Below are 21,047 nucleotides of genomic sequence, written 5' to 3'. Positions count from 1 at the left end.
ATGAGCCAGTCCATGTTACAACCCGAAAGCCTCAAAGCGCTGGAAAAGTTTTACCAGTGGCAAAACAATGCAGAAATATTTCAATCCCCCGTCTATATCAGAGGACTTTTGTTTGCCGTCTGTGCCAGCCCGGATATCCCCATGCCAGAACAATGGTTTCCATGGGTGGTTAAAACCGGAGGAGAGATCAACTCTCAGCAGGTGGATAAAGTAGCTAATATCCTTATGCAGCTGCTAAAGGAGCAATTGCAAGCCATGCGAGACAATAAAGTCAACCTGCCTGCCGATTGCCACTTTAGTCCTGAGCCGGAAAGTAACGGCAATTTGGCCTTGTGGATGCAGGGGCTTGTCGCCGGACATGGTTTATTGGAAAAGGTCTGGCAGGAAGCGTGGCAAGCCATGATGGAAGCCGAACCTGAGGCTTCGGAACAGTTTTCCAAACGCTTAACCCGTTGTTTAAAAATGTTTACTACTTTTGCTGATACCGACATGGCCGTTAAGCAGGCACAAGAGCGAAATGCTGAAGACTTTGAGCAGAAGTTACCCGTACTGGCAAAGTCACTCTCCAGCACACTTCAGGAGTACGTTAAGCTATCAGGGGAGCTGGTTGACTTTCTACCCCAGCAGTTTGATACCTTTCAAAAAAATATGCCGGGGCATTAGCACTTGCAATTGCAACGGAAGACACCAGCTAAAGAGCTTAGTTAATTGTCGGTGTAATACATGCTAAAAGCGTTACCTTGGTTGTGTTTTCTTTCCTTATTCTGCGTTTCTGCCCTTCAGGCAGAACACAGTGAACTCATCATAGCCAAAGAGGAAATAACCCAAACTTTGGATAACCTGGTGCCAGCATTGCGTCAGCACTACGTCTTTCCGGACAAAATTAGTGCTGTTGAACAAGCACTAGGCAACCAAAACCACAATGGGCAATTTGCTGACGACAAACCATTCGGTATGTTAAAAATTAAACTGGAACAACTGCTGGTTTCGGCCACTGGCGACAGTAACTTTGAACTGCACTTCAACAATAGAAAATTAAGCACTGCGAATACGGCTGCCCCGGATGGCTTTCCTGATAGCTACACAATCGAAAGTGAAATTTTACCCGGCAATGTAGGTTACTTGAATCTGCGCGGAAATTTCCTGGATTTAAAGTCGTTGCCCGATATCCAGTACGCGATAACAAAGCTTTCGTCTTGCAGCGCACTCATAGTGGATATTCGTCAAAGTGGTGAAGCTAACCTGCCATTAATTCAAAGATTATTAAGCTATTGGTTAGTGCCAGAAACCATTATTAGTGCTCTGCAACTAAAAGGCACAAGCCAAAACTTGCGCAACATTCCTTTAGAAAGCCCTTCGCTAAAAAACTGGAGAGGAAAAACCTGGCTCCTGACTTCGCCCTTTGTGTTGGGTACGTGGGAGCTATTTGCTTATACGTTGCAACAGCAAGATATGGCACAAGTAGTGGGTATGAATACTATGGGATTGGCGTTGCTCACCAAACAAGTGCCGTTGAGTAAACACTCGCGCCTTACCCTGGCTCATGCCATTCCCATTGACCCTGTCAGCGGCGAAAACTGGCATCAAACAGGTATTGAACCGGATTATTTTACGGAAATGGAAAATGCGCTTGAGATGGCACACGACCTGGCAATGCAGGCCGTTTCTGATTGAGATTAGGCAGAAAAAATTACTTGCCGATAAGTCGTAAAAACTCGTCTCGAGTAGCCTGAGAGCTACGGAAGTTGCCAAGCATAACAGAGGTCACCATGGAAGAGTTTTGCTTTTGTACGCCACGCATCATCATACACATGTGCTTAGCTTCCATGATCACCCCAACGCCCTTTGCCCCGGTAACCTCTTGAATAGCCTCAGCGATTTGCTTGGTAAGACCTTCCTGAATTTGCAGACGTCGGGCAAACATGTCGACGATACGAGCAAACTTAGATAAGCCCAACACTTTGTTTTCAGGCAAATAAGCGATATTACAGGTGCCAATAAAGGGCAACAAATGATGCTCACACAGGGAGTAAAACTCTATGCCTTGTACTACCACCATTTCGTCAGTATCAGATTCGAAAATCGCGCCGTTGACCACTTCTTCCAGGCTTTTTTCATAGCCAGAAGTAAGTGCTTGCATGGCTTTAGCCGCTCGTTTAGGCGTATCCAGCAAGCCATCTCGCGAGACGTCTTCACCCAATAATTGAATGATATCGTTGTAATGCTGCGCTATTTGAGATTGGGCCGAATTGTCTGCCATTTGCTTTTGTCCTGAATTTGGTAAAACCGTAATACGAGATTTTTTGGGTGGCGGATTATACCACCGAGCCGGGGTGAACATAAAGCGTTCACCCCAGAAAAATAGCCCCACAGAGGGCCTGAAATAAAAATTTAGATTTCTCCGCCTTTTTTGTAAGGGATACTCTCTTGCATCTCATCAATTTGGTGCGCCAGTTTTTGCGGTGAACCCGTATTTTTCGCCAGGTAATAATAGGCCGTTGGCACGATAAACAGTGTCATAAAAGCTGAAATCGCGACGCCAGCAAAAATCACCATGCCAATCACCATGCGACTTTCAGCGCCGGGTCCGGTGGCGATAACCAAAGGAATGGCGCTGAACAAGGTGGTAAAGCCAGTCATTACAATGGGGCGTAAGCGTTGGGTAGAAGCTCTTTTTAACGCAGCTTCAAATTCATAGCCGGCATCTCTCAGTTGATTGGCGAATTCCACAATCAAAATCCCATTTTTGGCGGCCAGACCAATGAGCATTACTAGTCCAATTTGACTGTAAATGTTGATACTAAGCCCCGCTAGCCAGAGTCCAGCAAGTCCGCCCACCAAAGCAAGTGGCACGGTTAACAGAATAACCCAAGGATGCACAAAGCTCTCAAACTGAGCCGCCAGCACCAAATAAGTAATAACTAAGGCCAGCACAAATATAAATAACACCGAGTTTCCTGAATCCTGATACAACTGAGACTCGCCTCGATAATCGATACTCACGCCTTCCGGCAACTCCTGCTTCACTACAGTGCGCAAATACTCTAACGCTTCACCCAAAGTATAACCCTCTGCCAGGTTAGCACTGATGGTAATGCTACGCATGCGGTTGTAGCGGTTGAGCTGAGCGGATGTAGCTTGCTCACTCACATTAACCAGATTATCCAGCGGAATAAGCCTCTCGCTGGTTGAGGATCTGACATAGATATTTTCGATACTATCGGGGCTGCGATAATCTTCGTCTTTGCCCTCTAATATCACATCGTATTCTTCACCGCGGTCGAGAAAAGTGGAAGCGCGACGTTGTCCTAACATGGTTTCCAGAGTGCGGCCAATGTCTCCAATCGAGACGCCCAGGTCGGCCGCCCTTTCGCGATCAATATTAACCAGTAGTTGCGGTAAGGTTTCTTTATAGTCGGAGTCCAGACGCAGTAAGTTTTCATTGTCTGATGCTTTTTCCATCACAATATTGCGATAACGCACCAGGTCTTCATAAGTATCCCCCTGCAGTACAAACTGCACAGGTCTGCCCAAGCCTCGGCCTCCCAGACTGCTACGCATTACAGCAAAGGCTCTGACGTCGGGTATATCAGCTAGCTTGCCACTGATTTCGTTCATCAGCTCAAAAGTAGAGCGCTTGCGCTGCTCCCAGGGAACCGCACCAATGATGGCGATACCGGCAGAACCGCCAAACCCCGGAGTACGCACCAAAACCCGATCTGACTCGCCGTTTTCGATGTAAGGCAGCAAGATGGCCTCTATTTTTTCAAGGTTAGCGGCATTGCTTTCAAAACTGGCACCCTCAGCCGCTTGCATCAATACAAAGAAATTGCCTCTATCTTCTCTGGGCACAAACTCACTGGGAATTTTTTGCAGTAGGCAATAAATGGCCAATAAACTCCCGATGATTAATAACCCGGTTACCAGCGGTTGGTGCAAGGTATTGTCCAGCACCCGATCATAGGCTCGTTCCAACGCAGAAAAGCGATTGTCTACCCAAGCGCCAAAGCCACTGTTGCGTTCTCTTTTTTGCAAAATTTTGGAGCCCAACATGGGAGAAAGCGTCAGTGCCGTAAAGCTGGAAAAGGCCACGGCGGCGGCAATGGCCAGAGCGAACTCAGTAAACAAACGACCAATGTTGCCTTCCAGAAACACTAAGGGCACGAATACGGATATTAATACCAAAGTGGTGGCGATAACGGCAAAGCCCACTTCTCGAGCACCGCGATAGGCAGCCAGAAGCGGTGGCTCCCCTAATTCGATGCGGCGATAGATGTTTTCCAGTACCACAATGGCGTCGTCTACTACCAAGCCAATGGCTAATACCAAGGCCAACAACGTCAGGAGATTGATGGAAAAGCCCAAGGCCAGCATCACGGTGAATGCGGCAACCAGCGAGATTGGTACGGTAATAGCGGGGATAAAAGTTGCCCTGATATTGCCCAAAAATAAATAGATCACCAGCACCACCATCAACATGGCAATGCCCAACGTGTTGTAAACTTCTTCTATCGATTCTGCGATAAAAATGGACGAATCATAACTGGGCACAATAATGATGTTTTCCGGCAGGCTTTGCTGAATAGACTCAATGGCTTTTTTGGCAGATCGAGCCACCTCTAAGGTGTTGGCTTTAGACTGTTTAATAATACCCAGTCCCACCATGTTTTTACCGTTGCCACGAAATTCCGTTTCATCATCCTCAGCTGTCAGTTCCACTTCGGCGATGTCTTTTAATTTTACCAGGTAGCCGTCCAGGCCTTGTGCAATGGTTAAGTTGGCAAAATCATCTTCGGTTAAGAAGGTCCGAGCCACCCGAACTTCCATGTTGCGATCCAGGGATTCTACTTCACCGGCAGGTAATTCCACGTTTTCAGAGCGGATCACTCGCTCTACATCACTAACGGTGATCCCTCTTGCCGCCATCGCATTGCGATCCAACCAAACTTTCATGGCATAATCTCGACCGCCGCCCACTCTGACTCGGGCCACCCCATTGGCGGTAGACAATCGGTCCACAATAAAGCGATTGGCATAATCAGTAAGCTCCAGCACCGACAGGTTGTCACTTCTTAAGTTGTACCAGACGATAACATTCTCATCGGAATCACTCTTGAATACTTCTGGTGGATCAGCCTGGTCTGGCAGGTTGTTTAAAGCGCGGCTGACCCGCTCCCGCACATCGTTAGCGGCGGCATCAATATCTCTTGATAACTCAAACTCAATCCTGATGCTAGAGCGACCATTGCGGCTGTTCGAGGTAATGTTTTTAATACCCTCAATGCCACTAATCCGATCTTCAATAAGCTGAGTGATACGGGATTCAATAATGGTGGCAGATGCACCAGGATAGTTGGTGTTTATGGATACGATGGGCGGATCGATATCGGGATATTCCCTCAGGGCTAACAGATTAAAAGCCACCAAGCCAAAAATTAATAATAATGCGTTAACTACGGTAGCAAATACCGGGCGTTTTACTGATAAATCCGAGAGGATCATTGTTAACCCTCCACGATGCGCACTGAAGTGCCATCCTGCAAGCGCAGCGTACCTTCAGTAACCACCTGTTGCCCGCTTGTTAGCCCAGCAACAATTTGCACCTGGCCGGGTTTACGAGTACCTATTTGCACTTCAACCTTGCGGGCTTTGCCCTCTTCAATAACAAATACATACTGCTTGTCGTCAATGGGTACCAGTGCAGACTCATCCACTACCAGAGACTCACTAACGCTTTTTTGCACCAGGATCTGCAATAACATTCCTGGTCTTAGTAGCAGTTCCGAGTTTGTAATTTTTGCTCTGACTCTGATGGCTCGAGTTGCGGCATCCACTCTTGAATCAATATGGGAGATTTCCCCTTCAAACACCCGACCGGGATAAGCCACCGAGGTTGCCGCGACTTTTTGCTTAAGACGGACACTGGGAAGGTGACGCTCCGCCACACTAAAATCCACCTTCAAAGTCTGAATGTCATCCAAGGTAGAAATTTGATCCCCAGGTCTTACTAAGGCACCTTCACTCACTTGCCTGACTCCCAATAAGCCAGCAAATGGAGCGCGAATCTCCCGATCTGCAATTTGTGCTTCGGCAATGTCGATTTGTGCCACCAGCGCATCCACCTCCGCTTCTCGCTCATCCAATAGTTGCTGAGAAGCCGCATTTTCTTTAGCCAGGTTTTTAACTCTTTTGAGCTGTCGTTGTGCTTCGGCCAGATTAATTTTCAATTCGTTCAGTCGAGCCTGCTCTTCTTTGGTATTCATGCGCACTAACAACTGGCCTTGGGTTACCAGATCACCATCATCAAACAGCAAAGCTTCAATTTTATCGGTTTCCTGTGCAGTCACGACAATGGCCTCATTAGCATTTGCCGTGCCCAGCGCCTCCACCACTTGGGCAAAGGGTTGCAATTGGACAGTCTGGGCTACAACTGGTATGTCTCCACCGCGACGCCGCTGTTGCTGCTGGTCCACGGGCATGTATAGCCAGACCAGTAAACCCGCTAATAACAGTATCGCGAAAATCAAAGGAGAAAATTTAAATTGTTGAGCCATTAAGAGGTCCTGTTCATTAGTGAATCAAAACAAAAAGCGCATGACGCCATTCCGTCAATGAGACTACTACGAGATTACCAGAAAAAGGTTTATATTGACTGTAGCAGACGCGTTGCCATTAGATGTTCCAGACCGTTTGAAAACAACCAACTTGACAGCTGTTCATCGTGATTTTTTGTTATCCTGTCGCAAAATTGCGGAAAAATATGAAATACCTGTATTTGCACCTGATTGGCGCATTTTTTTCCAGTAACATCAAGATAAACTGAGACACCGGTAGAGTACTAGGCGGGTATAAAAAGATGAAATGGTGGCAAACCGACTGTCCCTACTGCAAAAAATTGCGCTTTATTTTGTTGTGGGCCGTACTCATGTATATTTTATTGGAATATTTTTGGTGGTAACCGGAAGCATCAAATGACAGAGCAGCAGGATATACAAGATTCAGAAACCATAAACATTCGTCCCGTTGCAAAACGCAATGGCCTTACCAGTCTGATGATTGGCGGCGGTTTATTACTTATTGCAATCGCCATGTTTCGACTGTTGCCCGAGGACTTAAGCATAGCCGCCATCGGTGTAACTTCGGCGGCAATCGTCATGCTGTTATTGGGCTACCTAAAAATGCGCGAGCCAGAGCACAGCCTTTCTATTTCCAAAGAACAGATCCACTATCAACATCGCAATGGTCACTGGCAATTGGCTTGGCAGAATATACAACGTATTGATATTCCCAAAGTCAGCCTTGGCCTGGAGCAGAGGAACTTAACCTTAGTGGGAATACGCGTCAAAAACTACGGTCCAATATTGGAGAGGATCTCACCGCGCTTGATGACCCATCTGTTAATGGAGCAACGACCACTGTTGCTACAAGTTGGCAATAAAGACTGCACAACAGGTAATTGTTATGGCGAAGGCCTGTTGGAAGATGATGTGTTCAAAGACACTGATGGCAAAATCTACAGAGGAGTACAGGCAATGTTCGCAAACCGTATGCAAAAGCTGCGAACAGGGCTGGGATATGATCTCTATATCAATAGCGCTGAACTTGATCGCAGCGCAGAAGAGTTCGCCGATTTATTGCGCTCTTGCCAACGTAGTTTGTTGAGCTAGTACGGATTTTACCGCGCGATTCAGTTCTTCAAAACCACGCTTGGCCTCAGTAATGTGACCCACTTTTAGATCCCCTTCAATTTCAGCGCATAATCGCTGTAACTTGGGCACCCCTGTGTAACAGCTGGCTCCGTGCAGCCTGTGCACCTGATGTTGCATCTCCTGCCATTCTCCCAGCATACAGGCCTTTTCAATTTGAATTACCGCATCAGGTAAGCAAGTTACAAAATCCTGCAACATCTCCCTGGCAATCACCTCATTGTCGTTGGCCCTGCTGAGCGCTAATTGCCAATCAATATCGGCTAACATGGTGACATTGTGCTCAGGTACACTGCACCAGCGTTTTATGAGGTTTAACAAGGCCCCCAACTCCAAAGGCTTAGGCAGATAATCATCCATGCCGGAGGTCATCAGGCGCTCCTTTTCCTCTTTAAAGGCATGGGCGGTTACGGCGATAACTGGCGTTCCTTGATTGAGGGTTGTTTTTCTAATCAGTGATGTAGCCTCTAGCCCATCCATATCGGGCATCTGTACATCCATTAAAATCAGATCAAACTCTTCTTTCTGACACAGCGTTAGTGCGTCTTGCCCGCTGTAAGCCAGTTGTAGTTCCACCGGAGACTCCTTCAGCCAGGTGGATAACAAACGCAAATTGATGGGCATGTCGTCCACGGCCAGCACCTTCACTTTAGGAAGATTGAGTAGCCTTTCGTTCCAGATATTACCGGGGTTTTGTTGCTCTTTGTCGCGGAAGGTTTGCAAACGGCTCACTAACAACGGAGTTTCCAGAAGCTTGTGAAAATGCTCAGCAAATGGGCCCGTCGGGCTACCATTGGCCCCCACCAGCAACACTCTCTGTTGTACCTCAAGGGTTCTTATCACCCGAAGCATTTGTTTTTCGTCAAAACGGGCTAGGGTTAGCTCATCGATAAAGAAGTAGTCGAAGGCTTCAAATTGCTCAGACAACCAATCGATGTGTGTGCCTGACGTTACCTGTGCTCCAAGACGATGTAAAATGCAGGCGCTGGTGTAGCGGCTACGCGGGTCGTGATCCAGCAGCAAAATACGTTTGTTCATCCAATCCGCATGCTCCACAATATCGTTGTGTTTGCTGGTTTTGTGGCAACCCACGAATATTTCAAAACAACTACCAGTACCATGCTCGCTGTGATAATTGAGACGCCCCCCCATCAATTGCATTAATTGACGGCAAATCACCAGGCCCAACCCAGTACCTTGATAGTTGCGATTCAAAGAGTCATCCAACTGGGAAAAGGATTGGAATAGCTTGTCTTGATTCTCAGCCGCGATGCCTATACCGGTGTCCTGTACCTGTATGTTTAATTCCAGTATGTCTTTTTGCTTTTGTCGGGCATTGATTACCAGGCTAACTGAGCCCTCATTAGTAAATTTAACGGCATTGCTCAAAAGATTGGTAAGTACTTGTTTTAATCTGGCACCGTCACCCACAATCCGGGTGGGTAATGGACAAGGTTCGTAGTAAAACTTTAAGCCTTTCTTTTGTGCATCTTTGGCAAACACAAAAACCAACTCTTCCAGCAAATCCCCAAGTGAGAAGGCTTCGTGATTAATCTGCAGTTTGCCCGCTTCTATTTTGGAAAAATCCAGTACGTCGTTAATGATCGCCAATAAATTGGTGGCGGACTGATTAATAATTTGCACGTGTTCTTGTTGCTCTAAAGGCAGGCTTTGTTTGGCTAATTCCTGACTAAATCCAACAATGGCATTAAGTGGCGTGCGAATTTCATGACTCATATTGGCCAGAAATTGGGTTTTGATTTTACTGGCGCGCTCGGCCTCTTTTCGAGCGATATCCAGGTGCACATTCTGCTCTTCAATAATCTCAATATTGTTGAGAATGTCGGCATTCGCTGAGCTGGCATCCAGTTCCAGTTTTTCGCGGGTTTTTTCAATAAGTGCCACAGAAAACAGCGCGGCTTCAAAAAATACTCCCACCTGAAAACAATACGTGGTGAACTGATTGGATGGGAATATGCCCACCAACCCCAACATGCCCACAAGCGCAGCAGTTAACAGTACACTCCAGGCAAAGACGAAATATCGCGCTGGTTTAAAAGCATTAAAATAACTCTCCAGACCTGCCAGCAAATAAACACAGATCGCCAGTATTGAGATGCTATAAACCAGATAATTTTGTATTGTCTGTTGCAATATTTGCGTTAAGGCAACAACCAGTGAAAGTGCCAGCCCTAGCATAATCCATCGAACAACTGGATTTATTTTGGGTGCCGTTTTTTTCGCTTCGAGAAAGGTCAGGGTGAAAAACCCGGCACCCAGTCCCACCAGCAAAAATAAAATATCGGTATGCTCAGCAAACCACACATTGGTGGCAACAGGTAACACTAACTGACTGTGCCCTCCCCAAACGAATTGCCAAAGCACTGCAGCCGTGATGTAAGCCACATAAGCCAGCAAACTCTTTTCCCGGGTCACGACATAAAGCACCATGTTGTACAACAACAAAATCACCAGACCGCCGTAAAAAATCCCCCACCAGATATTGTCTTGAGCCACGGAAGACTCAAATGAGCGCGCAGACTCGATATATACTGGCGCTACCATTGCCTGCTCGTCGCTTTGTACTCTGATAAACAGCTGCACATCTTTACCAAATGGCAAACTCATGCGAAATGTGGGAAATCGATGTAATTGCTGGCCTCGTTGCTTGCCTTGAGATACGGAGGACAATACACGACCATCCGCCACTAAATAAAAATCCACCTGATCATTCTGAGCAAATGCCACTTCGGTAACCCACTCAGAGACATTACTCATGTTGGACATTTCAGCAAAAAACCATATACCACTGTCGGGGAAGCCATAATTGGGGTTTCCACCAGGCGGCCAGGCAAATGACTGGGTTCGATTCATGACTTGTTCTACAGTGAGGGGCTGACCGGGGTTTTCCCAATATATCTGTAATTGCTTGTTGAGCAGGGTGGATTCTTCACTGTTATATAGTTGAATCCAAGCATTGGCAGAAACACTAAACAGCATTGCCAACACAGTGAACAGCAAAAGGGGCGGTAATCGTCTTGTTTTTATCATTTTTTACCCGCTATGGATAATTAAGTCTGCTGGCAAACGGAAAACATTGTCGAATGACAGGTGCCAATGTTATGTTTTTATCATATTTAATGCGGTACGTGAAATTTGATTACCATTGTGCGCAAAATTACGTTCCGCATTGGATGTTTTGTTTGCAACTCGGTTGCCAATACGTGGTGACAGCCAGTAAATTTCTACTGATTTTGCAGATGCCATTTACAGAGTCAGCCACCAAAAGTAACATCGAGTATTGGCAATGGCGGCGCCAGAAAAGGCGAGGCTCTCAAAGCCAGGTAATTTAACCCTAACAAGAATAACAAGCCGGATTTCATGAACGACGACATTACAATTTCCCAAGACGGTGTAGAGCAACTACCGATTCGACGTTTTGCCGAAGATGCTTACCTGAACTATTCCATGTACGTGATCATGGACAGGGCTTTGCCCCACATAGGAGATGGCTTAAAACCCGTGCAGCGGCGAATTGTATACGCCATGTCAGACTTGGGTTTGAGTAATAATGCCAAATACAAAAAATCAGCCCGTACTGTGGGTGACGTATTAGGTAAGTTCCACCCTCATGGCGATTCAGCTTGTTATGAAGCCATGGTGCTGATGGCACAACCCTTTTCTTACCGCTACCCCTTGGTGGATGGTCAGGGGAACTGGGGTGCGCCAGATGATCCCAAATCCTTTGCCGCAATGCGTTACACCGAAGCCAGACTATCCCGCTTTAGTGAGGTATTGTTGCAAGAATTAGGGCAAGGCACTGTTGACTGGCAACCCAACTTTGACGGCACCTTGAAAGAACCCAAAGTATTACCGGCTCGATTACCCCACATATTGCTCAATGGCGTTACTGGTATTGCAGTGGGCATGGCCACAGATATTCCACCGCACAATGTGCGGGAACTGGCCAACGCCTGCGCCCATTTACTGGATAACAGTAAAGCTGAGCTCAGTGAATTGATGGAATTTGTACAGGGCCCCGATTACCCCACTGAAGCCGAAATCATTACTCCCAAAGACGATATTCGCAAGCTGTATGAAACGGGCAAGGGCTCTATCAAGATGCGCGCGGTTTTTCACGAGGATAACGGCGATGTCGTTATAACTGCTTTGCCTCATCAAGCCTCAGGCGCAAAAGTGCTGGAACAAATTGCCGCGCAGATGACCGCTAAAAAGCTGCCCATGGTGAGCGACTTACGGGACGAATCAGACCACGAAAATCCGGTACGCCTGGTATTGACGCCTCGCTCAAATCGCGTAGACGTTGAACAAATGATGCAGCACCTGTTTGCCACCACCGATCTTGAGAAAAACTATCGTGTTAACCTCAACATGATCGGCCTGGACGGACGTCCTCAGGTGAAAACGCTGGTCATGATCCTCAGAGAGTGGCTGGAGTACCGCAAAGCAACGGTAACTCGTCGTCTGCAATATCGTTTGGATAAAGTGCTGGCGCGCTTGCACATTTTGGAAGGTTTGCTGATTGCTTTCTTAAATATTGACGAAGTGATCCGCATCATCCGCTATGAAGATGAGCCAAAACAAGAATTGATGAAACGCTTCGCGCTTACTGATACCCAAGCCGAAGCCATCTTGGAATTAAAACTACGCCATCTTGCCAAACTGGAAGAAATGAAAATCAAGGGCGAACAAGATGAGCTGAATGCCGAACGCGAAAAGCTGGAACAATTGCTCAGCTCAGATCGCCGTTTGAAAACGCTGATCAAAAAAGAGATCCTGGCAGATGCCGAAAAATACGGTGATGAACGTCGCTCCCCCATCGTTGAGCGAGGAGAAGCTAAAGCCCTGTCTGAGAAAGAGCTGGTGCCTTCAGAAGCGGTTACCGTGGTACTGTCAGAAAAAGGTTGGGCTCGCTGTGCCAAGGGCCATGATGTTGACGTTGTGGGCTTGAGTTATAAAGCCGGAGATAAATTCTTAAGCAGCGCCAAAGGTCGCAGCAATCAGCAGGTAGTGTTTATGGATACTTCCGGACGCGCCTTTTCCTGTGATGCTCACAGTTTACCCTCGGCACGAAGTCAGGGTGAACCACTCACCGGGCGCTTTTCTGTGGTGGCAGGTGAAAGCTTCGAACACGCCATCATGGCGGAAGACAGTCAGAAATTCCTGATATCCTCCGATGCCGGTTACGGTTTTGTAGGGCAATTCACTGATATGTTGAGCAAAGCCAAGGCCGGTAAAGCCTATCTGTCACTGCCAACCGGGGCGAAAGCCATGCGACCAGGACGAGTGCACAACCTGGAAACCGACTGGTGTATGGCCATCTCAAACGAAGGCCGCTTACTGCTATTCCCACTTAAAGATCTGCCCAGTTTAGGCAAAGGGAAAGGCAATAAGATCATCAGCATTCCTTCTGCCAGAGCACAATCCAGAGAGGAATATGTCAGTATCCTTGAAGTAGTTCCAGATGGCGCTTCGGTAAAAGTGACAGCTGGAAAACGCTCCATGACGCTCAGTTCAAAAGACTTAGAGCATTATCGCGGTGAGCGTGGTCGCCGTGGTAACAAGTTGCCACGTGGACTACAGCGAGTGGATGAAGTTGCAATCGAACTGCCAAGCACGACGCAAGCGCCCGAGCTTCCAGCAGAAGTTCCCCCTTCCAGCGAGGAGTAAACCATGTGTGGTCGACTCAACGTTACCGATGACCCAGGTGTCCGAGCTTTATGCGACGCCCTGGATATTGAACTTGGGTACGAGCCACAAATTTATCAGCGCTACATTGGCGCTGCCAGCAAAGTATCCATTGTGCGGCAGAAAAACGGCAAGCGCATTATGGAAAATGCTATCTGGTGGTTACTACTGGAGCCAACTGAAACAGGATTCAAGCCTTCACGATACACCAGTATCAATACCCGTTACGACAGCCTGAACAATCCCCGCAAAGCAGGCTATCGACCTTTTCGTCAAAGCCGAATTCTCATTCCAGTAAAGGGCTTTGGCGAGTCGGAATACAAGTCAGGGAAATTGCTGCACTGTCATGATATGCAGGCCAAAGAAGGAGCCTTACTGATGGCGGGTTTGTGCAAAGAATGGCGTCATTCCAGCACCGGGGAAAGCATCACATCTTGCTCAGTAATCACCTTGCCGCCGCACCCTAAGCTGCAAAATATTCATTCCAAATCGACTCCCATGATGTTCCCTCAGGACGACAAGCTTATTGCCGCATGGCTGGATGAAGGCAATCAGAACGTAGAGCAATTTGAGCCGTTATTGCAGCCGAGCATTTACCAGGATTTACAGACGCAACAAATCAGTAAACCCAGTAAATTTGACGACACCCTGGGCGAGCCTTTTATAATCTCGACGGATTAACTCGTCACATATTAGGGCTGACTATCGTCACTCTCTTCCTTGGTTTCCTCGCCTTCTAATGATGTGCCTTGTTTCTGCTGCTCCCTCAACTCAGCAAGCCGTTCACTGGACTCCTCTGCAGTTAACGTCTCAGGCGAGGTGTCCTGTAACTCCGCCAATGGCTGTTGATAATCGGGCGACTTTTCCTCTACCTGCAATTGCTCTGGCACCGAACCACTTTGGGCTAACATTATCAGCCACACAGTCACTAGTGCCGCAAAGACCACCATCGATTTATTGCGGGCACTGATACTGAGCTTATCTTTACTGAGAAAATAAAACAGGCCTGCAACAATACCGGCAATCGCAATTTCCGGAATGGCTTCAATAATCGAATCCATAGTCCCCCCTAATTCTTTTTACTTTTCGCGGTTTGTTTAACCTGGTCGGCGAAGATAGCCTGTTGCAAACCCAAAGATCCTAACGCCTCGACAGGTACAAACACTTTATTTTTGGAACTTGCCATTTTCTCCAGAACCTCTAAAGAGCGATACGACAGATATTTATCCGTCACTGACTTGGCCAAAATTTCATTCACTTCTTTGGTGGCTTCGGCTTTTTCACGGTCGATAGCACGCTGCATTTGCGCCTGCGCCAACTCGCGCTCTTGCTGAATCTTTTGGATTTCAAACTGGGCTTTTTCCCGTTCGATTTGCTCCCTGCGCTCAGCTGCCTGTTCCTTCGCTTTGGTGATGATTTCCGGGAATTGCACATCGGCCAAACCTAATCGTTTCAGCTTGAGCGGCGCGGCCTTAAGCGCTTCACCAATGGCATTTTGCAACTCTGCGCTCAATCGCTCACGCGAACTGGCCACTTCGTTAATTGTATATTTCGCCATTATCTGACGAGCGACATCTCGAATGATGGGTTGGGCGTAGGTAACATAAATCTTGTTAAAAGAAATTAGTCCCCTTTCTGCAGGAACGCGTTTATAGATATTATCAATTTGAGCATCATCCACGCTTACCGTCATACGTAAATCAAAGCCCATATTCAGTTGATCTTTGGGCATGAACAAGGCAAATCGCTCAGTAACCGGCTGGTCGGAAGTTTCCAACAATACTAAGGAATCACAATAAGCGAAACAGGCGTCTAAACGAAAACGAGACGGACCATAGTTATCTTTTTTATAGCCATCTTTGGTTAGCACTTTGCCAATGTGGGCCGGCGGAACCTGCACCTTTTCGCCAAATAAACTGCACCCCGCCAGCAGTAACATTGCACTAGTTACGACCACGACTCTTAACATCAATACCTTCATCACGCGCATCCCTATTTAAATTTCAGTGTTGAAGGCTAAAAATAACACCTTTGTGAGGATGTGCAATGAGTAATGAATGATAAGATAAACAGAATAAAAAAATGCAGAGTTGGGAAAGCAACTCTGCGTATAAAGGAAAGATATCAAGGAACTTTCTACAGGAACAATAGAAACTGGAGATTTCTATACTGTGTAGTATATCCAGTTAACCTAAACCTAATCTGAATGAAACTAACCTTCCAGTGTTTTTGAGTGCGAAAGTTACGCCTCAAGTGCCTTAGCATCTAAAGTATCTTAAAAAAGCTAACTGCGATAGACAGTCTTAATTAAGTGAAAGCCAAATTTGGTTTTTACCGGGCCATGCACTTCTAACAAGGCTTTTTTGAACACAACATCGTCAAAAGCTTTAACCATATCTCCACGATTAAACTCACCTAAATCGCCTCCGCGTTTACGGGAGGGGCAGAGTGAATGCTTTTTGGCTAACTGCTGGAAGTTAGCACCATTGCTCAATTGCTGCTTAAGCTTTTCAGCTTCTTGTTTGGTCTTTACCAAAATATGATAGGCACTCGCTCTTGGCATGAGATTCTCTTTTGATTACGTTTTTGTAAAGTATAAAGGTAAATCAGAGGGTTGTAGTCAATTGTGTGAATTGAGTAAGCCTGACCGTTCACAATCTTTATAGCCATTCAATCGAAAGTGCTAACGAAGTCTAATTTTTTCGTCTCGCATGGAAGTTATTAAACCACCCTATTTCCCCTCATGAAGCGCCATTGAAAAACTTTAAGCAAGTTTCCGGTGATTTTCAGGGATGAAAATCAAGTCACGCCTAAGCATGGACGCGCATCGTGACGACGGAAACTTGCAGTTTTTCAATGGATTAAGCGTAATGCGGGGAGCCTTTTTCTTTCGCATACGGTTTCTTTTTGGCAAAAAGAAATGGTATGTGGACCAAAGGGATTTGGTTCAGAAAAGCCATGGATGGCGTCTGTCAGGCTACATTGAAGTCAAAAAAAGATATCAATTCACATCAACCTTGCGCTATCTCCGCCAGGGAACTCACTATATCCGAGTCTTGTTGCCAGGCTAATACGATATGTCTTGAGAAAGGTTCCTCTTTAATCTGTCGAAATTGCATCTCCGTGTCCGCAAGAATTTCTTTGTAGTTGGGTAACAGAGCACAACCTACACCAGCCTTCACCAGGCCAATGGCATATTCGATTGTTTGAATACGCGCCCGGATATCCACTTTATAACCGGAACTGTTAAGTTTGTTTTGTAACGCCAGGCCGGCATCACAAGGCAGCCGTTGAATAAAAGCCAGGCCGTGCAAGTCAGCTAATAACAACTCTTTTCTGAGGGTAAGCGGATGGCCTGCAGGTAGAGCAATCTGAAAAGTTTCCTGCCACATAAACTGTGATTGCTCACCAGAGTTCAATCCGGTTTCGTTGATAATCCTGGCGTCGCATTCCTCTTCCGGCGGCACCAGAGTTAGTTCAATCCCGGGGTTTTCAGCAGTAAATTTTTGCAAAATCTGACTCATACGCTGCACACCAAGCCCTCTTACCACCCCCAAACGGAAGGGGAGCTTGCGAGTTTCCGTTTTAAACAGTTCCTCAATCGCACTAGCCTGGCCTAATAGTTGTTTGGCCAAAGGGTAAAGTTGTTCTCCCGCTTCTGTCGCTTTCATTCCCCGGGTATGCCGACTGAAAAGCGATTTTCCAACCGTATCTTCTAGCTGTTTCAAGGAGGAGGAAATGGAAGGCTGCGCCACGTAACAACGCCTGGCAGCGCCACTAATGCTACCGGATTCTTTTACCGCCACAAAATAGCGCAATGCACGTAGGTCCATGGTTTTCTCTTATACAATCAAGGGCTCTTGATATAGATTTTACCTATATCAAACCTCAATAAAATATATTTTTTATTTATCTTACTTTCGGCTTACACTAGCGCCCATTAACATTTTGATTACATCACTGAGATATACCATGAGTTCGTCAAGCAAAGTTGCATTTAGTTGGGAAGATCCGTTGTTATTAGATTCTTTTCTGGAGGAAGACGAGCGCTTAATTCGCGACAGCGCTCACCAGTACTGTCAGGAACGCTTGATGCCCAGAGTGCTTGAGGCCAACCGCCACGAACACTTTGACCGTGAAATTATGAACGAATTGGGTGAGTTAGGCTTATTGGGCTGCACTCTTCCAGAAAAGTATGGCTGCGCCGAAGTTAATAATGTTGCTTACGGCCTTATTGCCCGTGAAGTAGAACGTGTGGACTCTGGATACCGCAGTGCCATGAGTGTGCAATCATCCTTAGTGATGTACCCCATTTATACTTACGGCTCAGAAGCTCAGCGGGATAAATACCTGCCCAAGCTGGCCAGCGGTGAATGGGTAGGCTGTTTTGGCTTAACTGAACCTAATTCAGGTTCCGATCCTGCCAGTATGGCCACAAGAGCAGAAAAAGTAGACGGTGGTTACCGTTTAACAGGCACCAAGATGTGGATCACTAACTCCCCGATTGCTGATGTATTTGTGGTTTGGGGCAAACTCGACGGTGTAGTACGTGGCTTTATCCTTGAAAAAGGTATGGAAGGTCTGTCTGCCCCCAAAATTGAGGGTAAATTCTCTTTAAGAGCCTCCATTACTGGTGAAATTGTGATGGACGGTGTATTTGTTCCAGAAGAAAACCTGATGCCTAATGTAGAAGGTATTAAAGGCCCCTTCGGCTGCCTGAACAAAGCTCGCTATGGTATCGCGTGGGGCGCGTTAGGAGCTGCAGAATTTTGCTGGCATGCAGCACGTCAATATACCCTGGACAGAGAGCAATTTGGCCGCCCACTGGCTGCCACCCAGCTTATCCAGAAAAAACTGGCGGACATGCAAACTGAAATAACTACTGGCTTAAGCGCTTGTTTAATGGCAGGACGCCTGATGGACCAAAACAAACTTGCGCCTGAAGCCATCTCCCTTATCAAGCGCAATTCTTGTGGCAAAGCCCTGGATATCGCGCGAGTTGCCCGTGACATGCATGGCGGTAATGGTATCGCCGATGAATTCCACGTTATCCGTCACGTGATGAATCTGGAAGCAGTAAATACTTATGAAGGTACCCATGATGTGCACGCGCTGATCCTGGGTAGAGCACAAACCGGATTACAAGCTTTCGCAGGCTAACACCAAACAATGCAACGAGTTAAGAACGTCAGGCAATAATAATAATAAAGCCTGAACGCTGTGCCCGCCCGGCTTGTGCCGGGCAATCCTTTAACTCTCGGCACAAAAAAATAATAAGCAGAAAAAAATCTGCACCTAACGACAGAGCCGGATGGTAACAGCAACCCTTGTCACCTGAGGCTCAAAACATCATCCACGAGACAATTCATCCCGAAAATGAGCCTATTAAGATGTTGGATCGCAATCAGTTAATCGAAGACAAGTTTTTCGATGCCGTCAAACAGGGTCAGTACCCCACTGCCCGTTCCCACACCAGTATTGCCGAATCAGGCCTGTCAAATGAAGCCTTGGTAGACTTATTCGAAACTCAAATCATGAGCCGCTTGCTGGATTTACAATCCCGAAAAATGCAAAAGCAAGGCAAGAGCTTTTACACCATTGGCAGCGCGGGCCATGAGGGCAATGCCGCTTATGGCAAAGCCTTTCGCCATGATGATATGGCGTTTTTGCACTATCGCAGTGGCGCTTTTATGGTGCAGCGTGCCAAGCAAGTGAAAGGACAAACACCGTTATACGACATGCTATTGTCTTTTGCTGCCTCCAGTGAAGATCCCACCTCCGGTGGAAGACACAAAGTGCTGGGTAGTAAGAGCCTGTTTATCCCGCCACAAACCAGTACCATCGCTTCCCATTTACCCAAAGCGTCTGGCGCGGCATTTAGCATTGCTCTGAAACGCAAACTACAACTGGAAGGCCCGCTGCAAGACGATGGTGTGATCTTGTGTAACTTTGGTGATGCGTCAGCCAATCACTCTACGGCACAAGGAGCGATTAATGCCACTTGCTGGGCAGCATTTCAGTCCATTCCTATGCCCATCGTATTTGTGTGCGAAGACAATGGTATTGGTATTTCTACCCCGACGCCGGGCGGTTGGATAAAAGCCAACTTTAGCCAAAGACCCGGTCTCACCTACATTGAATGTGATGGCTTGAGCCTGACAGATACATACGCAAAAGCCTGCGAAGCGGTGAGAATTGCCCGCGAAAAACGCAAGCCGGTATTTTTGCACTTTCACACCGTCAGGTTATTGGGGCACGCCGGTTCCGACAGTGAATTCTCCTATCGCAAAGGTGCAGAAATTGATGCTATTGAACATCAGGATCCGCTATTGCACAGCGCCCGTCTATTAACTGAGAACGGGATTTTATCCGCTGAGCAAATCAGCAACCTGTACCTTTCACTGAAAGCGCGGATTGAAGCCATCGCAGAACGTGCCGGTAATCGGCCGCGATTAACTTCGGCTGAGCAGGTGAAGGACTCTTTAGTACCGGATAAGCGAGCGGTGCCCGTGTTCACAGAATCTCAGCCACGAGAACAACTATTTAAACACGAAAAACACAACCTGAGTAAAAAACAGCATCTTGCCAAAATCATCAACTGGACCTTAATGGATTTGATGAACCAGCAAAGTAACATTGTGCTTTGTGGCGAAGATATTGGTCGTAAAGGCGGTGTCTATAGTGTCACCAGTAAACTTGTAGAAAAGTTTGGTAATTCTCGTGTTATTAATACCTTACTAGACGAACAGTCGATTCTCGGTTTGGCTATCGGTATGGCACACAATGGCATCTTGCCCATACCGGAAATCCAATTCCTCGCCTATGTGCACAATGCCGAAGACCAAATCAGAGGAGAAGCCGCCACCTTGCCGTTTTTCTCTAATGGTCAGTTCACCAACCCCATGGTGATCCGTATTGCCGGGCTGGCTTATCAAAAAGGCTTCGGCGGTCATTTTCACAATGACAACTCATTCGCCGTATTTCGAGACATTCCAGGCCTCATCGTGGCCTGCCCTTCTAACGGCGAAGATGCAGCCCACATGCTGCGGGAGTCAGTGCGATTGGCCCAAGAAGAGCAACGCGTTGTTATCTTCCTGGAGCCCATCGCCATGTATATGCGCAAAGACCTGCACGAAGACGGTGATGGACTCTGGACTTTTGAATATCCGGCGCCGGAACAGGCGATTGAAACACCAATGGGCAAGCCTGGTGTATTCGGCACAGGTAAAAAGCTGGGCATCATCTCCTATGGCAATGGATATTACCTGTCGCGCCAGGCAGAAAAACAGCTTGCTGAGCAAGGCATTGAGACTCGGATTATCGACATTCGCTGGTTAGCCCCGCTTAACATGCAAGCCATTATTGAAGCCGTCGCCGATTGTGAGCATATTCTGGTGGTGGATGAATGCCGTAAAACAGGCTCCATCAGTGAAGAGATTATCACGGCACTGCAGGAAGCCAGAGAACAATATCAGCTCACTGAAAAAGTGGCTCGTGTGGTGGCTGATGATAGCTTCATCCCTCTTGGCAGTGCCTCCTATGAAGTATTGCCTGATAAACAGGGTATCGTTGCAGCAGCAATGGCGCTGGTGAACAACAGTGCACCTTTAAAACAAGTTTCCTGACAGGATA

At 47.0% G+C, this 21,047-nt stretch carries 15 protein-coding genes; 7 read left to right on the top strand and 8 right to left on the bottom strand.

Translation table 11 applies throughout. From position 1 onward, the window contains the following. Positions 1 to 12 precede the first annotated feature (12 nt). Positions 13 to 663: a UPF0149 family protein gene (locus ACXAGP_RS11015; protein ID WP_475261388.1), complete on the top strand. Its 651-nt coding sequence runs from the start codon at positions 13 to 15 to the stop codon at positions 661 to 663. A 60-nt stretch (positions 664 to 723) separates the two neighbouring features. Beyond that, positions 724 to 1,674, top strand: coding sequence for a S41 family peptidase (locus ACXAGP_RS11010; protein WP_475261387.1), 951 nt, complete (start codon positions 724 to 726; stop codon positions 1,672 to 1,674). Positions 1,675 to 1,690: 16 nt separating this feature from the next. On the opposite strand, the gene folE is transcribed toward ACXAGP_RS11010, so the two are convergent. The 3 genes from folE to ACXAGP_RS10995 all read right to left on the bottom strand — a co-directional run bounded on the left by folE (position 1,691) and on the right by ACXAGP_RS10995 (position 6,554). Further along, the gene (folE, locus tag ACXAGP_RS11005; protein WP_475261386.1) at positions 1,691 to 2,260 is read right to left on the bottom strand and encodes a GTP cyclohydrolase I FolE; all 570 of its coding nucleotides are present in this window, start codon (positions 2,258 to 2,260) and stop codon (positions 1,691 to 1,693) included. Positions 2,261 to 2,391: 131 nt separating this feature from the next. Further along, entirely contained in the window at positions 2,392 to 5,502 is a 3,111-nt protein-coding gene (locus tag ACXAGP_RS11000; protein WP_475261385.1) for an efflux RND transporter permease subunit, read from the bottom strand. A 2-nt stretch (positions 5,503 to 5,504) separates the two neighbouring features. Continuing rightward, positions 5,505 to 6,554, bottom strand: a complete 1,050-nt coding sequence (locus ACXAGP_RS10995; RefSeq protein ID WP_475261384.1) for an efflux RND transporter periplasmic adaptor subunit — start codon at positions 6,552 to 6,554, stop codon at positions 5,505 to 5,507. A 417-nt stretch (positions 6,555 to 6,971) separates the two neighbouring features. Here ACXAGP_RS10995 and ACXAGP_RS10990 point away from each other — a divergent pair, with 417 nt between their 5' ends. Further along, complete coding sequence (locus tag ACXAGP_RS10990) at positions 6,972 to 7,667, top strand: DUF2982 domain-containing protein (RefSeq protein ID WP_475261383.1); 696 nt, start codon at positions 6,972 to 6,974, stop codon at positions 7,665 to 7,667. On the opposite strand, the gene ACXAGP_RS10985 is transcribed toward ACXAGP_RS10990, so the two are convergent. Further along, on the bottom strand, positions 7,632 to 10,757 hold the full coding sequence (locus ACXAGP_RS10985) for a 7TM diverse intracellular signaling domain-containing protein (protein WP_475261382.1): 3,126 nt from the start codon (positions 10,755 to 10,757) through the stop codon (positions 7,632 to 7,634). The genes ACXAGP_RS10990 and ACXAGP_RS10985 overlap by 36 nt on opposite strands. A gap of 330 nt (positions 10,758 to 11,087) precedes the next feature. Between ACXAGP_RS10985 and parC the strand changes: the two genes are divergently transcribed. Together parC and ACXAGP_RS10975 are read left to right on the top strand one after the other, a co-directional pair. Beyond that, positions 11,088 to 13,397, top strand: coding sequence for a DNA topoisomerase IV subunit A (gene parC / locus ACXAGP_RS10980; protein ID WP_475261381.1), 2,310 nt, complete (start codon positions 11,088 to 11,090; stop codon positions 13,395 to 13,397). Positions 13,398 to 13,400: 3 nt separating this feature from the next. Beyond that, positions 13,401 to 14,096, top strand: a complete 696-nt coding sequence (locus tag ACXAGP_RS10975) for an SOS response-associated peptidase family protein (RefSeq protein WP_475261380.1) — start codon at positions 13,401 to 13,403, stop codon at positions 14,094 to 14,096. An 11-nt stretch (positions 14,097 to 14,107) separates the two neighbouring features. On the opposite strand, the gene ACXAGP_RS10970 is transcribed toward ACXAGP_RS10975, so the two are convergent. From ACXAGP_RS10970 to ACXAGP_RS10955, 4 genes are all read right to left on the bottom strand, one after another. Continuing rightward, complete coding sequence (locus ACXAGP_RS10970) at positions 14,108 to 14,476, bottom strand: hypothetical protein (RefSeq protein WP_475261379.1); 369 nt, start codon at positions 14,474 to 14,476, stop codon at positions 14,108 to 14,110. An 8-nt stretch (positions 14,477 to 14,484) separates the two neighbouring features. Continuing rightward, positions 14,485 to 15,396: an SPFH domain-containing protein gene (locus ACXAGP_RS10965; RefSeq protein WP_475261552.1), complete on the bottom strand. Its 912-nt coding sequence runs from the start codon at positions 15,394 to 15,396 to the stop codon at positions 14,485 to 14,487. A 303-nt stretch (positions 15,397 to 15,699) separates the two neighbouring features. Continuing rightward, the gene (locus ACXAGP_RS10960; protein WP_475261378.1) at positions 15,700 to 15,978 is read right to left on the bottom strand and encodes a peptidylprolyl isomerase; all 279 of its coding nucleotides are present in this window, start codon (positions 15,976 to 15,978) and stop codon (positions 15,700 to 15,702) included. Between the two features lie 448 nt (positions 15,979 to 16,426). Beyond that, a complete protein-coding gene (locus ACXAGP_RS10955; protein WP_475261377.1) occupies positions 16,427 to 17,248 on the bottom strand; it encodes a LysR family transcriptional regulator in 822 nt (273 codons plus the stop codon). Positions 17,249 to 17,387: 139 nt separating this feature from the next. On the opposite strand from ACXAGP_RS10955, the gene ACXAGP_RS10950 reads away from it, so the two are divergent. Together ACXAGP_RS10950 and ACXAGP_RS10945 are read left to right on the top strand one after the other, a co-directional pair. Then, positions 17,388 to 18,575 carry an acyl-CoA dehydrogenase gene (locus ACXAGP_RS10950; protein ID WP_475261376.1) on the top strand — a complete coding sequence of 396 codons (1,188 nt, stop codon included), beginning with the start codon at positions 17,388 to 17,390 and terminating at the stop codon, positions 18,573 to 18,575. A 230-nt stretch (positions 18,576 to 18,805) separates the two neighbouring features. Further along, positions 18,806 to 21,040 carry a dehydrogenase E1 component subunit alpha/beta gene (locus tag ACXAGP_RS10945; RefSeq protein ID WP_475261551.1) on the top strand — a complete coding sequence of 745 codons (2,235 nt, stop codon included), beginning with the start codon at positions 18,806 to 18,808 and terminating at the stop codon, positions 21,038 to 21,040. Positions 21,041 to 21,047 lie beyond the last annotated feature (7 nt).

The organism is Planctobacterium sp. AWM4_229, from assembly GCF_056160305.1.
This window is presented reverse-complemented; position numbering and strand designations above follow the sequence as displayed.